Source organism: Bacillus sp. FSL R5-0512 (assembly GCF_038593295.1).
Taxonomy (GTDB): domain Bacteria; phylum Bacillota; class Bacilli; order Bacillales; family Bacillaceae; genus Bacillus; species Bacillus safensis.
Genome location: NZ_CP151982.1, coordinates 2,768,990 through 2,783,366, shown reverse-complemented (window position 1 = coordinate 2,783,366; position 14,377 = coordinate 2,768,990). Strand labels below are relative to the sequence as shown.

The window sequence follows — 14,377 nt, the reverse complement described above, 5'->3', positions numbered from 1 at the left end:
TCATGTATTGAAATAGAACCCATATCTTAAAATAAGGGAGAAGAAGGAGGGAATTCGAATGTCGTTTGTTCAAAAGACCGTACTTCTTTTTATTGGTGTGCACTTTTTATCATCAGCTGTCATCTTACTCGTGTTTGATTTAAATGCTGTGAATCATTTTATGAATGATTTTTCATGGCTGCACTTTTTTCAAGACCTTTATGGTACGGGAACCTTTTATACAGCTTGCTTAGGTGTGTTCTTCTTTTTCGTTGGTGCGGTTATCCCCCTGAAAAAGACCTAGTGCTTTTTGCTGTACATGGTACATAAAAGTCATTAAAATTGTAAATAAATATATAAAATAAAAGGAAGCTGATGAGCATGCTGTTTTTTTATTTTTTAACATTTGCCGCATTGGGATTATCATTTTGGGCACAATTTAAAGTGAAGAATAATTTTGAAAAGTATTCAAAGGTGGAAGCATCCAGTATGAAAACAGGTGCTGAAACCGCTCGATATATTTTAGATCGCAACGGGTTATACGACGTGCCTGTTGAACCGGTAAGAGGAACTTTGACTGATCATTACGACCCGACGCAGCGTGTGGTTCGTTTATCTGAACCTGTGTACTACGGCCACTCCATTTCGGCCATTTCAGTCGCATCACACGAGGTTGGACATGCCTTGCAGCATCAGGAATCCTATGGTGCGCTTGTTTTGAGACATAAGATCTTTCCTGTCGTGAACTTTGCATCTGGTGTTGCTCCGCTTCTTTTCCTTGGTGGAATTTTGCTCAGCAGCCTTAACTTAATCGGGCTTGGGATCATTTTGTTCTCAGCAGCTGTATTCTTTCAGCTTGTGACATTGCCTGTCGAGTTTAATGCAAGTTCTCGTGCAAAAGATATCATTGTTTCAGAAGGAATCATTAGAAGCAGTGAAGAAAGAGGTGTGAACAAGGTGTTAAATGCTGCAGCTCTGACATACGTAGCAGCGGCCCTTGTCTCCCTGTTTGAATTGCTCCGTTTTGTAATGATCTTCCTAAATGGCCGTAATGATTAATTGATGCCAGAGGAGGTGAGCCCTTACCATTGTTAGGTAAGGGTTTTTTTGTACATTTTAAACGTATTTTTAGTCATATTACTCATTGCTGCGACAGCATTTTTTGTTGTCACTGAATTTGCGATTGTGAAAATTAGAGGCTCTAAAATCAACCAGCTGATCGAAAGCGGGGATAAGAGAGCCATTCATGTTCAAAAGCTAATATCAAATCTTGACGAGTATTTATCCGCCTGCCAACTTGGCATTACGATCACGGCTTTAGGTCTAGGGTGGCTGGGTGAGCCGACGGTGGAGCATTTTCTGCATCCGCTGTTTGAAAAAATCGGGCTTCATTCTGCATTGACTGACATCCTTTCGTTTATCATCGCATTTGTGATCATTACATTTTTACATGTCGTTGTGGGAGAACTCGCGCCTAAAACAATTGCCATTCAAAAGGCAGAGGCGGTCAGCCTTGTGACAGCAAAACCACTCATCTTTTTCTATAAAGTCATGTACCCGTTTATTAAGGCATTAAATGGGGCTGCACGAAGCATCGTGAAATTATTTGGTTATCATTCTGTCAAAGAACATGAAGTGGCGATCAGTGAGGAAGAATTGCGTCTCATTTTATCTGAAAGCTATGAGAAGGGTGAGATTAACCAATCTGAGTACAAATATGTGAATAAAATCTTTGAATTTGATAACCGAGTGGCAAGAGAGATCATGATTCCGCGTACAGAAATTTCAGCTATAGAGATTGAACAGACCTTAGAAGACGTGACCCATTATATGCTGAACGAAAGGTACACACGCTACCCTGTTATTAAAGAAGACAAAGATCATGTGATTGGTGTTATTAACAGCAAAGATGTATTTAAGGCCAGCTTTCTAAATCAAGATGTATCGATTGAAGACTTAATGCGTCCGGTGATCCGAGTGATTGAAAGCACCCCTGTTCAAGAATTGCTCATTTTGATGCAAAAGGAACGGATTCATATGTCAGTGCTCGTAGACGAATACGGAGGTACAGCGGGACTTGTCACAGTGGAGGACATATTAGAGGAAATTGTCGGAGAGATTCGAGATGAATATGATCAGGATGAAACACCTCACATCGTTAAAAAAGGTGATTTTCATTATGTGATGGATGGGAAAGCATTGATTGATGAAGTAAATGATTTATTGGATTTAGCCATTGAGAATGATGATGTTGATACAATTGCTGGCTGGATGATGACGCATAAATTTGATTTTGACATTGGGGATACGATTGAAGCAGAAGGCTGTGAATTTACGATCATTGATGCTGAAGACCACCATATTCGAACCATTGAAGTCAAAAAGGTTCACTTTTCTTAAAAACCTCGCATTGCTTGACGAGGTTTTTTTGCTTGGTAAACTTTAGATAAGAAGATTTGTTTCACATAAAAAGGGTATGGTTTTTATAGAAACGTGAAAAAGGAGCAGCTCATATGAAAAAAATCAATCTACAAACAGACAGACGCGATGATATGATCGACGTCACACATGAGGTTCTCCAATATGTCAGGGAAACAGGCATACAAAACGGAACTGTCATCGTCTATTGTCCACATACGACAGCAGGGATCACCATTAATGAAAATGCGGATCCAGATGTGAAACGAGATATGCTTCGCCGGCTTGATGAAGTTTTTCCGTGGGAACATCCAAAGGATCGCCATATGGAAGGAAATACGGCTGCACATATGAAAGCGAGTTATATGGGGGCGTCTCAGCATGTTCTCATTCATGATGGAGATCTTGTGCTTGGCACGTGGCAGGGAATCTATTTCTGTGAGTTTGACGGGCCGAGGCATCGTCATTTTTATGTACAAGTGTCGTCAAACGAGTAAGAGATGGGGGAAATAAATGGGGGACATCAAAAAGTTACTGCAAATCGAACATGGAATCATTCAAGCACCAATGGCAGGAGGAGCTGTGACACCGCAGCTGGCAGCCGCTGTTTCAAATTACGGAGGGCTTGGCAGCTTGGCAAGTGGATATGTGCAGCCTGACGATTTGAGACAGCAGATTAGACAGGTCAAACAGCTGACATCTCGCCTGTTTCAGGTCAATGTGTTTGTACCAGAGCCAATTCCAGATGTGAAAAAAGAGGATGTGGCGTTTTGGGAGAAGAGACTGCCTGTATGGCCCGAAGCTCATAGGATGCCAAGCGAAGAAGAGCTGTGGGATGATTTTGAACGGAAAATCAACATTCTTCTGGAAGAAGACGTTCCGATCGTTTCCTTTACATTCGCCTGTCCAAATGAACAAACGATTCACCACCTAAAACAAAAGGGAATCTTTTTAATCGGAACGGCGACAACAAAAGAGGAAGCACTGTTTCTAGAGGAAAAAGGAATGGATGCCATTGTGCTGCAAGGAAGTGAAGCAGGGGGACATCGCGGCACATTTTTACGTGCAAAAGGAGACGCCTTGGTGGGGCTGATCAGTCTGATCTCTGACGTCAAACCGCTCTGCCGTGTGCCTTTGATAGCAGCAGGAGGCATCACGGACCGATTAGGTATGAAAGCAGCGCTAGCGCTTGGAGCGGATGCGGTTCAAATCGGCACACGATTTTTAGCCAGCCAGGAAAGTGCTGCGGCAGAGGTATACAAGAAAGCCATTTTACAGGCAGAAGGCAGTGAAACTAGGGTGACAAGGCTTTTTTCTGGGAAAAGAGCGAGAGGTATTGTGAATCAGTGGATGGAGGATGAAAGTCTGCATGAAGATAGGGTTCTTCCTTACCCAGTTCAGCATGTATGCACAACACCGATGCGAAAAGCAGCTGCTGCCGGCGGTAACCCTGATCAAATGGCTCTGTGGGCAGGACAGGGCGTTGGACGTATTCACTCGATTTTAAGCGTTGAAGACATCATGCACGAACTGACGCAGACATAAAATCATGATGGGTGGTGTGACAGGATGGACATCTTAAAACATTCCTACCGAAAAAAAGGCCAGATTGAATTTTGGTTTGATGATTTCCCTCATTCTCCTGCCGTCCTTACGCCCATTCGTCATTACTATTTTGTTCGATACGTGAAATGGAGCCGGCACGACTCGCCGGTCACAAGAAAAGATTTAGAAGAAATGGAGATCCTTGCGAACACGATGCTTGGCACACTCCAAAATTATCGTAAACGCAAGGCATACAGAAGCCCCTTGTCATAACCAATAGACAAGAGGCTTTTTTTAGCTGCCAAACATTTGCCTGAGATAAATTACATCCATCCGGGTAGTCTGCGGTAATAAATAAGCGGATTGAACCGCACCTGGCCGTCTTCTCTTATTCAGTTTGTCGATAATTTCTGCCGCTGTTAAAATTCCAAGTCCATGACCGTAATATTGATCTTCTCCTAAGTAAATCACATTTTCCCCGCGCCATTGCGACTGCTGATAGCTAAACTCTGGATTTTCGAAATATAAACAATCCCCATAGATAAAATCATTCCCGCGCTCTGTATAAATCGACAAAGTATCATAGTGCCAGTCATACAGTGTTAAACTGCGAAGTCTTCGATTAAACTTCTCCTCTCCTACTGTTTGCAAAACCCCCATATAAAACACAATGACAATCGCTGTTGCGCATTCAAATGCATATTTTGAGCCATTTTCAAAAATGTCTTTAATGCCTCTTGATGGCTCCACTTGATAGCGCAGCTCTAGTGCTCCTGCTTCCGACACACGCCAAAACGCATCATTTGCACGCGACCTTTGAAAGATGGCGAATGAGGCACCGCTTTTATTCAAATCTCTTGCAGCATTCATAATGTTCGATCTTAAAGTGACCTCAAATAACAAATCAGATGCTTGCCTATAGCGGAACGTATCATTCGAGGCCTGTAACTGCATCAAAATGATCCGCTTTTGTCCCTCTAGCTGAAAAGATGCCAGCTGCTCATTTGTCACTGGCTGTCCTGAAAGGATAATCATATGAAAAGCGCCCCCTTTTGTATTAGCGTATGCAGGGTGCTTGGGCAAGGAATCAATTTGTGAAAATAAACAAAATAGCATCCTTTTTATTTGAAAAACATGAAAATACTATGAAGATGTCCGATATAAAACATATCGTTTAAAAGGAGGAAAAACATGAAAAGTACAATAAAATGGTTGAAAAAACCATCGATTTCCAAAAGACTGATTATTTCATTCACACTTGTTCTCGTCTTGCCAATCATTACACTCAGTACGATTTCATATCAGATTGCCAAAGAAGAATTAGATCATGAAATCATGTACGGAGCAAAAGCAAGAGTCAATGATATGAATGACATGATCGAGCAAAAGCTTTTGAATAAAGAAAACGCGGTGAAACTTTTTACTCAAACAACTACTGCTGCAGACTTTAAAAAGAAAAACCAGGACGAACTGTATGAGCATTTTGAAATATACAGCAAAATCAACGAAGATGATGTAGTTGGATTTTATGCAGCAAGTAAAAATCGTGATTTCATTCAGTTTCCTAAAGTAGACATGCCAAAAGGCTACGACCCAACAACACGCGATTGGTATCAGCAAGCGATGCAGGATGAAAAAGGTGAGCCAGTTGTCACCAATCCATACATTTCTGCTACAACAAACGGCATGGTGGTCACGATTGCCCAGCGCCTGAAGGACGGGTCGGGAGCGATCGGAATCGACATTGATGTGCAAGACATTGTTGATAAAATCAAAGAAATTAAAATTGGACGAGAAGGATATCCAATTATTGCAAATAAAGACAAACAAATTGTAGCCCATCCAGAAGAAAAGTCAGGATCTGAGGTCACAGGAAATATTTCATCAATCCTTTACAGCGGCAAAGAAGGAACATCAACTTATGAGAATAAAGGAGAACAAAAACGTATCGTTTTTGTCACAAATGATTTAACAGGTTGGAAAATTGCTGGAACGATGTTTGTATCAGAAACAGAAGAAGCAGCACAGCCAGTTTGGAATTCTGCCATTATTCTTTTAATTTCTTCATTTATCCTTGGCGGTGTCGCTATCTTCTTCATTGTTCGCTCGATTACCATTGGACTGAGAAGGCTTGTTGATTTCTCAGAAAAGGTGAGTGAAGGGGATTTAACAGAAACCCTCGAAACCAAATCGAAGGATGAAATAGGAGATCTCACAAGAAGCTTCAGCAAGATGAGTGAATCTCTTCGTGACGTCATTCGCGCTGTACAGCAATCTGTCGACAACGTGGCTTCGGCTTCAGAGGAGCTGACGGCAAGTGCCAGCCAAACGAGTCAAGCAACAGAGCATATCACGATGTCAATTGAACAATTTTCAAATGGAAATGAAGCACAAAACGAGAAAGTCGAATCTAGTACGAATCAGCTTGTGGCAATGAACGAAGGATTACAAGATATGTCACAAACCTCATCTGAAGTGGCTGCTGTCTCTATTCAATCAACAGAAGCTGCTGGTCAAGGCGGCCGAATTGTTGAAAGCACAGCAAGCCAAATGAAACATATTGATACATCTGTACAAGAAGCAGAGCAGGTCATGAAAGAATTAGAATACAAGTCTAAAGATATTACGAGTATTTTAAATGTCATTAATGGCATCGCGGATCAAACGAATTTACTTGCGCTTAATGCAGCAATTGAAGCAGCAAGAGCAGGTGAATCAGGACGCGGATTCTCCGTCGTTGCAGAAGAAGTGAGAAAACTAGCAGTCCAATCCGCAGATTCAGCGAAAGAAATTGAGAAGCTCATCCAAGAAATTGTACTAGAAATTGCTAAATCTCAAGATATGTTCAAAGCAGTCAATCGAGAAGTAAACGCAGGACTCGGTATGACAGAGGAAGCAAAAGAAAGCTTCCAGCACATTTATGAGGCGGCAGAAGGAATGTCGAAAAAACTGTCGCAATTAAACGATACAGCCATTGACCTATCAAGCGGTTCAAAGCTTGTTTCACAAGCGATGCAGGAGATGCGCCAAGTCTCGAGAGAAAGCGCAGCAAACATTCAGGACATTGCGGCTTCTGCAGAAGAGCAGCTAGCATCTATGGAAGAAATCACATCTTCCTCTGTGACACTTGCCAACATGGCAGAGGAACTAAAAGAGCTCACAAGTCAATTTAAAATTAATTAAATGATGATGAAAAGATATCCAGAATTGTCTGGATATTTTTTTTTATTTTTAAACCTCCCTTCCAGCCTCTAAAAATAAACCTTTCATCCGATAATAACTTTAGAGAAGTAAAGGGGGAAAGTTAAAATGGGAAAAATGATCCAATGGTTCAAAAAACCATCCATTTCAAAGAAATTAATCATTGCCTTTTTGGTCGTCCTTATTCTGCCAACTGTGGCACTGACAATTAGTGCGTTTTTTACATCAAAGACAGAGCTAGACAAACAGATTATGGGCAGTGCGATGAGTCAGGTTAATGCATTTGATACCTTAATCAATGAGAATATTGGCAACAAATCAGATGCTGTGACACTGTTTTCAGACTCGCTCAAAGCGTCTAATCTTGAAGAAAAAAATAGAAATGCGACCATTAAAGAATTACAGCAATTTGGAAAAATTAATGAAAAAGATGTATCCGCAATCTATGCAGGCTCTGAAAAGGGATTGTTTATGCAATATCCAGTTCAAAAGATGCCAGATGGCTACGATCCAAGAGAACGTCCATGGTATCAAGAGGCATTGAAAGCAGAAAACGGCAAACAAGTCATCACAAAACCATATGTAGCAGCATCCACAGGCAAAATGGTTATCACAATTGCCCAAAAAATGAAAGATGGTTCAGGTGTCATTGGTCTTGATATGGAAATTGACAGCCTGCTCCAAAAACTAAAAGAAATCAAAATTGGGCAAAAAGGCTATGCTTTCATCATGGAGAAAGATAAAACAGTTTTAGCAGATCCAACCCAAAAGCCAGGAAGTCAAGTCAATGAAAATCTGGCCAGTATTATTTTTAAAAATAAAGAAGGAAGCGGCAGCTATACCCTCAAAGGAACAGATAAAAAGGTTGCATATGTCACCAATGAATTAACCGGCTGGAAAATTGGTGGAACGATGCTCGTATCTGAAGTAGAAGAAGCGGCAAAGCCCGTTTTCAATACAGCCATTATCGTATTCAGTGTCACACTCATTGTTGCAGGAACCCTCATTTTCTTTATCGTCCGCTCTATTTCAAAAAGATTATCCAATCTTGCCCGCTTCTCGAAAAAAGTCAGCGAAGGTGATTTACGCGATAAGCTTCAGATCCAGTCAGATGACGAAATTGGACAAGTCGGTAAAGGCTTTAATACGATGATTGACTCATTGCGATCTCTCATTGGAGCCGTTCAAACTTCAGTCGAGAATGTCGCATCTTCATCAGAAGAACTGACGGCCAGCGCAGGACAAACAAGTAAAGCAACAGAGCATATTACACTAGCCATTGAACAATTCTCCAGCGGAAATGAAAGCCAAAATGATAAAGTCGAATTGAGCTCAGAAGAGTTAGAGGAAATGAACCGCGGTCTTCAGAATATGAATGAATCGGCTGAATCCATTACTGCTTCATCGATCAAATCAACAGATATCGCAGGGGAAGGCGGCCAGCTTGTTGAAAAAACCGCTTCTCAAATGAATGTCATTGATCAGTCCGTGAAAAAAGCAGAGAATGTCATCAGTGCACTTGAAAGTAAATCGAAAGACATTACCCAAATTCTCGGTGTCATCAATGGAATTGCCGATCAAACGAATTTACTTGCGCTAAATGCAGCGATTGAGGCAGCAAGAGCTGGTGAATCTGGCAGAGGATTCTCCGTTGTAGCAGAAGAAGTAAGAAAACTGGCGGTTCAATCTGCCAACTCGGCAAAAGAAATTGAGAATTTGATTAAAGAAATCGTACAAGATATTGACGTATCACAGGAAGTATTCACTGCGGTGAATCGAGAAGTTCAATCAGGCCTAAGCTTCACTGAACAAACGAAAGTAAGCTTCCACAATATTTTCGAAATGACAAAAGAAATTTCTGACCAGCTTCAAACAATGAATCAAACCGTTGTTCAGCTTTCAAAAGGCTCGGCACATGTGTCAGAGGCTGTTCGTGAGATCGCAGATGTATCACGTGAAAGCTCGGCAAATATTCAAGACATTGCTGCTTCAGCAGAAGAACAGCTGGCATCAATGGAAGAAATCAGCTCGTCCTCTGCCACACTCTCTTCGATGGCAGAAGAATTACGCGATTTAATTAGCAAATTTAAGGTTGAATAGACAGGAAGAAAAGAGCCTCCAGATAGAGGCTCTTTTTCATTGGGTAAATCAAAAGAAATGGGTAATTATACTTATTTTTTGGGTTTTTTGAACATTATTCCTTGAAAAATAATTCATATTACCTAAGAATAGAAGAGGAAGACCACAAATCATAAATCAAAAGGAGTAGAGTCATGAAAAAAATCAACTTTTTTAAGCACTTTACGATGTCGAAGAAATTAATTACTGCATTCTTAGCGATTCTCCTAGTGCCAATTCTCGTATTGGCTGCATTTTCTTATGAAGTGGCATCAAAGTCTCTTAATGATGAGATTATGTCTAGTGCTGCAAATGGTGTTCAACAATTAAACGAACTCATTAATAAAGATATACAGCCTAAAATTGACATGGTTTCATACTTATCTAAATCGATCAAAAAGGGTGAATTGACTGCTAAAAACAAAGATTTACTCAAAGTGAAATTAGAGCAATTATCGGAAACAGATGACGATGTAGTAGAAGTATTTGTTGCAGATCAAAATGGTAAACTAACTGAATATTCGGAGATTCACAAAGGTAATGCAAAGAGCGCAAAAAATGAAACTTGGTTTCAGAAATCGATGGGAGAGAAGAAACTCATCATTTCAGATCCTTTTGCCGATAAGTCATCAGATGACCTGCTCATCACAATATCAGAACAGCTAGCAGATGGATCTGGTGTGATCGGGGTGAATGTACGCTTAAATACGGTTGTAAAAGATACAAACAGCATCAAAATTGGCCAAGAAGGCTATGCGTTTATCGCCACATCAGATCAGCGTTATGTGGCCCATAAAACCGATAAGGCTGGGACAAAGCTGACTGGTGACTTCATCTCAAAACTATATGATAAAAAAGAAGGCAGCTTTGAATATGAATACAATGGCCAGCCGAAGCAAATGTTTTTTGACACAAATGAAGCAACCGGCTGGAAGCTTGCTGGAACGATGTATGTGAATGAAGTAAAAGAAGCCGCACAGCCAGTGCTCGACTTAACAATGATCATTCTTGCGGCTGCGATTGCCATTGGCGGAATCGCGATTTATTTTATTATTAAATCGATTCGAAAGCCACTGATAGAGCTCTCTGAATCGGCTGAAAAAATCAGTCAAGGTGATTTGACCCAGCATATTGAAGTTCGTACGCACGATGAAATTGGTAAGCTAGCGCAGAGCTTTAACGACATGTCAGCAAAGCTGAAACAAGTCATTCAAGCTGTCCAAAATTCCATTGAAAATGTTGCTGCTTCGTCTGAAGAGTTAACGGCAAGTGCAGGACAGACAGCTCAAGCGACCGAGCATATCACATCATCTATTGAACAGTTCTCAAACAGCACTGAACATCAAAATGATATGATCGAAAAAAGCTCAGTTCAGTTAAACGAAATGGATCGGAGCTTATCGCATATGGTCGACACAACCTCTCATATGATGGAATCGTCGATCGAATCGAGCAAAACTGCTCAGGCTGGAGGAGAACTCGTTCAAAAAACAGCAGGTCAAATGCAAACGATTGAGCAGGCAGTAAAAGAAGCAGAGCTTGTCATTGCAGGCTTGGAGCAGAAATCAAAGGATATTACAAACATTCTTGGGGTCATCAACGGTATTGCGGATCAAACGAATCTCCTTGCTTTAAACGCTGCGATCGAAGCCGCACGAGCAGGTGAAGCAGGCAGAGGCTTCTCTGTTGTCGCAGAAGAAGTCCGCAAGCTGGCAGAGCAGTCAGGAAGCTCTTCAAAAGAAATTGAAAGCCTGACGAACGAAATTGTGGAGGAAATAGAAAAATCGCAGAAAATGTTTAAACAAGTAGCAGGTGAAGTACAATCTGGATTAAACATTACAGATGAAACGAAAGTGAGTTTTGAGAAAATCACTGATAAAACATCAGAAATGACAGAACAAATGAAACAAATGAACAGATCAGCCGAAGAGCTATCGCATGGCTCAAATGATATTTCTCATGCGGTGAATCAAATCAAAGAGCTCTCAAGAGAAAGCTCAGCAGGCTTCCAAGATATCGCGGCATCAGCAGAAGAACAGCTTGCATCTATGGAAGAGATCAGCTCATCTTCTGCCACTTTATCTCAGATGGCAGAAGAACTAAGGGAGCTTATTAAACAATTTAAAATGTAAGAGAGTAGCGAAACACCTGACGCCAAAACGTCAGGTGTTTCAGCGTGTAGACAAACCCTCGCATTTGGTGTCAGGTCTGCGTGCCGGTGCTCACGAATCTTTTATTCGCTCCGCTCCGGTACTCGTCCTTCCTAGACTGCAAAGGTTTTCTATCACACTGAAAAAGAAGACAAAGGGCTAAAATCAAGAACATTTTAGCCCTTTGTCAACAATCTTAAGCACCTGACGCCAAAACGTCAGGTGTTTTTCCATTCGATGCATATAAATTGGGTAATTTGGACTTATTTAGACTTTAATAAGTTAAAAAAGTAAAGAACCTAGTAGTACTTCCGATATATATACTATCTTACTAAAAGGAGTTTTCTTTTTTATGAAATTCATACAGTATTTCAGAAAGCCATCTATTTCAAAAAAGCTCGTATTCTCTTTCTTATTTATTCTTTTATGTCCAATCATTGTATTGGCATTCTCTTCATACCATACGGCAAGCACCTCTTTAAATGATCAAATTATGCAAAGTGCAAAGGAAAACGTAGAGCAGCTAGATAAAAATATTACGAAGGTTGTCAAAGTGAAAACAGACGCAGCCGATTTCTTTAGCAAATGGATCACGGAGAAAAAGCTCAAGCAAAAAGGAACGACCGATATTCAAGGACGCTTTGAGCAGTTCATGAGTATGAATGATGACACAGAAGGCATTTTTGTCGCTTCAAGTGACGGCAAAGTGTTTTCAAGATATCCTAATCAAAAAATGCCTGCAGGTTATGTCGCAACTGAGAGGGATTGGTACAAAGACGGCTGGGCGAAAAACGGTGAGCTGTCTGTTTCAGCCCCATATGCAACGGCTTCAACCGGTACACTTGTGGTAACCATTTCTAAAAAACTAGAGGATGGATCAGGCGTCATCGCGATGAACCTAGACATTGCGAATCTAGTTAAAGAGTCCAATAGCATTAACATTGGGAAACAAGGCTATGCCTTTATTGGAAGTCCAGACCGTACATATGTGGCACATCCAACGAAAAAAGCAGGAACAAAATTATCTGGTGAATGGTTAGAAAAAATGTATTCACAAGATAACGGATCTATGAGCTATATGTTTGAAGGAAAAGAAAAGCAAATGGAGTTCACCACAAACAAGGCGACTGGCTGGAAAATTGTCGGGACGATGTTTGTCAGTGAAGTAGAAGAAGCTGCACAGCCAGTCTTTAACATGGCCGCCATCATTTTAGCCGGCGCGCTTATCATTGGCGGGATTCTGATCTTCTTTATCATCCGTTCCATTACAAAACCACTTTCCACTCTTGTCTCTTCTTCGAAGAAGATCAGTCAGGGAGATTTAACAGAAAAAATTGATGTCCGCTCAAAAGATGAAATTGGACAGCTTGGCACAAGCTTTAATGAAATGAGTGAGTCCCTAAGAGATGTCATTCAAGCAGTACAAACATCTGTTGAGAATGTTGCTTCATCATCTGAAGAACTGACGGCAAGCGCAGGTCAAACAACTAAAGCAACCGAACATATCACATCATCTATTGAAACATTCTCTAACGGCAACGAAAATCAAAGCGAAATGGTGGAACAAAGCGCGGTTCATTTAAAACAAATGAATGAAGGACTGAACGAAGTTGCCGAAACGTCTGATGTCATCACAGCGTCATCTGTTCAATCAAAAACAGTCGCAGAAACAGGCGGACAGCTTGTGGAGCAGACTGTTGGCCAAATGAAGACGATTGACCATTCAGTGAAAGAAGCTGAAGGCGTGATCAACGGGCTAGAGCATAAATCAAAAGATATCACAAACATCCTAGGCGTGATTAACGGCATTGCGGATCAAACGAATTTACTTGCACTAAATGCTGCCATTGAAGCAGCACGCGCAGGTGAATCAGGCAGAGGCTTCTCTGTTGTTGCGGAAGAAGTGCGTAAACTAGCGGTTCAATCATCGGATTCAGCAAAAGAGATTGAAAAGCTTGTGAATGAAATCGTTACTGAAATCGAAACATCTCAAAATATGTTCAAAGCAGTGAATGAAGAAGTGAAAAGTGGTCTTACTATTACAGATCAAACGAAAGAAAGTTTCTCACAAATAAATGAGCAAACAGCGGAAATCGCAGCAAGAATGAATGAAATGAATACAACGGTGCGCGAGCTGTCGAAAGGATCTGAGCAAATTTCTAAAGCAGTAAATGAAATTGCAGATGTATCAAGAGAGAGTTCAGCAAGCATCCAAGATATCGCAGCATCTGCTGAAGAGCAGCTTGCTTCTATGGAAGAGATTAGTTCTTCATCCACAACTCTTTCCCAAATGGCGGAAGAATTACGTGATTTAATTAAAAAATTCAAGATCAGCGAATAAGGTCAAGTGGTTCTCCTCAAGGGGAACCGCTTTTCTTTTTAAGAGGACATCTCGTACAATAGAGGAAATCGAAAGAAGAGGAGAGATAGTATGCGTTTATCAGATAAGAAGGTCATTGCGTTTGTCAGCGATGATTTTGAAGATTTAGAGCTATGGTATCCGGTTCTGCGTTTAAGAGAAGAAGGGGCGACTGTCCATCTTGTAGGTGAAAAAGCAAATCATGAGTACATCGGGAAGTATGGTGTGCCGGCGGTATCTGATGCAGATTTTTATTCCATTCAAGCTGATGATTTTGATGCTGTGCTAGTCCCTGGCGGATGGGCGCCTGATAAACTGCGCCGTTATCCAGAAGTATTAGACATCGTCCGTACATTTGATGCGAAGGCAAAACCAATCGGTCAGATTTGTCATGCCGGCTGGGTGCTGATATCAGCAGGAATCCTGAAAGGCAGACAAGTGACAAGTACACCTGGTATTAAAGATGATATGACAAATGCTGGTGCGGACTGGTTCGATGAGGCAGTTGTCACAGATGGCCACCTCATCTCCAGCAGACGCCCGCCGGACCTTCCGCCGTATGTGAAAGCATTTGCGGATGTGTTAGCCGCAAAATAAACGACTGACA

At 41.2% G+C, this 14,377-nt stretch carries 12 protein-coding genes; 11 read left to right on the top strand and 1 reads right to left on the bottom strand.

The annotated features are described in order from the left end of the window. The first annotated feature begins 58 nt into the window (after positions 1-58). The 6 genes from NSQ25_RS14410 to NSQ25_RS14385 all read left to right on the top strand — a co-directional run bounded on the left by NSQ25_RS14410 (position 59) and on the right by NSQ25_RS14385 (position 4,215). On the top strand, positions 59-283 hold the full coding sequence (locus NSQ25_RS14410) for a hypothetical protein (protein ID WP_070325959.1): 225 nt from the start codon (positions 59-61) through the stop codon (positions 281-283). A gap of 80 nt (positions 284-363) precedes the next feature. Then, positions 364-1,038: a zinc metallopeptidase gene (locus tag NSQ25_RS14405; RefSeq protein WP_024423288.1), complete on the top strand. Its 675-nt coding sequence runs from the start codon at positions 364-366 to the stop codon at positions 1,036-1,038. A gap of 48 nt (positions 1,039-1,086) precedes the next feature. After that, the gene (locus NSQ25_RS14400; RefSeq protein WP_024423287.1) at positions 1,087-2,379 is read left to right on the top strand and encodes a hemolysin family protein; all 1,293 of its coding nucleotides are present in this window, start codon (positions 1,087-1,089) and stop codon (positions 2,377-2,379) included. 113 nt (positions 2,380-2,492) lie between these two features. After that, complete coding sequence (locus NSQ25_RS14395; protein WP_034282527.1) at positions 2,493-2,894, top strand: secondary thiamine-phosphate synthase enzyme YjbQ; 402 nt, start codon at positions 2,493-2,495, stop codon at positions 2,892-2,894. A gap of 16 nt (positions 2,895-2,910) precedes the next feature. Next, positions 2,911-3,942: a nitronate monooxygenase gene (locus NSQ25_RS14390; RefSeq protein WP_214755414.1), complete on the top strand. Its 1,032-nt coding sequence runs from the start codon at positions 2,911-2,913 to the stop codon at positions 3,940-3,942. 24 nt (positions 3,943-3,966) lie between these two features. Further along, the gene (locus NSQ25_RS14385; protein ID WP_065215238.1) at positions 3,967-4,215 is read left to right on the top strand and encodes a hypothetical protein; all 249 of its coding nucleotides are present in this window, start codon (positions 3,967-3,969) and stop codon (positions 4,213-4,215) included. Positions 4,216-4,236: 21 nt separating this feature from the next. Here NSQ25_RS14385 and NSQ25_RS14380 read toward each other — a convergent pair whose 3' ends face one another. Next, positions 4,237-4,977, bottom strand: a complete 741-nt coding sequence (locus NSQ25_RS14380; protein ID WP_034282523.1) for a protein-glutamine gamma-glutamyltransferase — start codon at positions 4,975-4,977, stop codon at positions 4,237-4,239. 156 nt (positions 4,978-5,133) lie between these two features. Here NSQ25_RS14380 and NSQ25_RS14375 point away from each other — a divergent pair, with 156 nt between their 5' ends. From NSQ25_RS14375 to NSQ25_RS14355, 5 genes are all read left to right on the top strand, one after another. Then, on the top strand, positions 5,134-7,125 hold the full coding sequence (locus tag NSQ25_RS14375; RefSeq protein WP_214755415.1) for a methyl-accepting chemotaxis protein: 1,992 nt from the start codon (positions 5,134-5,136) through the stop codon (positions 7,123-7,125). A gap of 126 nt (positions 7,126-7,251) precedes the next feature. After that, the gene (locus NSQ25_RS14370) at positions 7,252-9,243 is read left to right on the top strand and encodes a methyl-accepting chemotaxis protein (RefSeq protein ID WP_070325956.1); all 1,992 of its coding nucleotides are present in this window, start codon (positions 7,252-7,254) and stop codon (positions 9,241-9,243) included. A gap of 173 nt (positions 9,244-9,416) precedes the next feature. Beyond that, positions 9,417-11,393, top strand: coding sequence for a methyl-accepting chemotaxis protein (locus tag NSQ25_RS14365; protein ID WP_041115845.1), 1,977 nt, complete (start codon positions 9,417-9,419; stop codon positions 11,391-11,393). Positions 11,394-11,763: 370 nt separating this feature from the next. Continuing rightward, on the top strand, positions 11,764-13,752 hold the full coding sequence (locus NSQ25_RS14360; protein ID WP_041115847.1) for a methyl-accepting chemotaxis protein: 1,989 nt from the start codon (positions 11,764-11,766) through the stop codon (positions 13,750-13,752). Between the two features lie 90 nt (positions 13,753-13,842). After that, positions 13,843-14,367, top strand: coding sequence for a type 1 glutamine amidotransferase domain-containing protein (locus NSQ25_RS14355; protein ID WP_070325955.1), 525 nt, complete (start codon positions 13,843-13,845; stop codon positions 14,365-14,367). Positions 14,368-14,377 lie beyond the last annotated feature (10 nt).

Bases quoted from the DNA above. Each gene is read 5' to 3' on its own strand.
- NSQ25_RS14410 (WP_070325959.1), top strand. From the start codon at position 59: ATGTCGTTTGTTCAAAAGACCGTACTTCTTTTTATTGGTGTGCACTTT.
- NSQ25_RS14395 (WP_034282527.1), top strand. From the start codon at position 2,493: ATGAAAAAAATCAATCTACAAACAGACAGACGCGATGATATGATCGAC.
- NSQ25_RS14390 (WP_214755414.1), top strand. From the start codon at position 2,911: ATGGGGGACATCAAAAAGTTACTGCAAATCGAACATGGAATCATTCAA.
- NSQ25_RS14385 (WP_065215238.1), top strand. From the start codon at position 3,967: ATGGACATCTTAAAACATTCCTACCGAAAAAAAGGCCAGATTGAATTT.
- NSQ25_RS14380 (WP_034282523.1), bottom strand. From the start codon at position 4,977: ATGATTATCCTTTCAGGACAGCCAGTGACAAATGAGCAGCTGGCATCT.
- NSQ25_RS14375 (WP_214755415.1), top strand. From the start codon at position 5,134: ATGAAAAGTACAATAAAATGGTTGAAAAAACCATCGATTTCCAAAAGA.
- NSQ25_RS14370 (WP_070325956.1), top strand. From the start codon at position 7,252: ATGGGAAAAATGATCCAATGGTTCAAAAAACCATCCATTTCAAAGAAA.
- NSQ25_RS14365 (WP_041115845.1), top strand. From the start codon at position 9,417: ATGAAAAAAATCAACTTTTTTAAGCACTTTACGATGTCGAAGAAATTA.
- NSQ25_RS14360 (WP_041115847.1), top strand. From the start codon at position 11,764: ATGAAATTCATACAGTATTTCAGAAAGCCATCTATTTCAAAAAAGCTC.
- NSQ25_RS14355 (WP_070325955.1), top strand. From the start codon at position 13,843: ATGCGTTTATCAGATAAGAAGGTCATTGCGTTTGTCAGCGATGATTTT.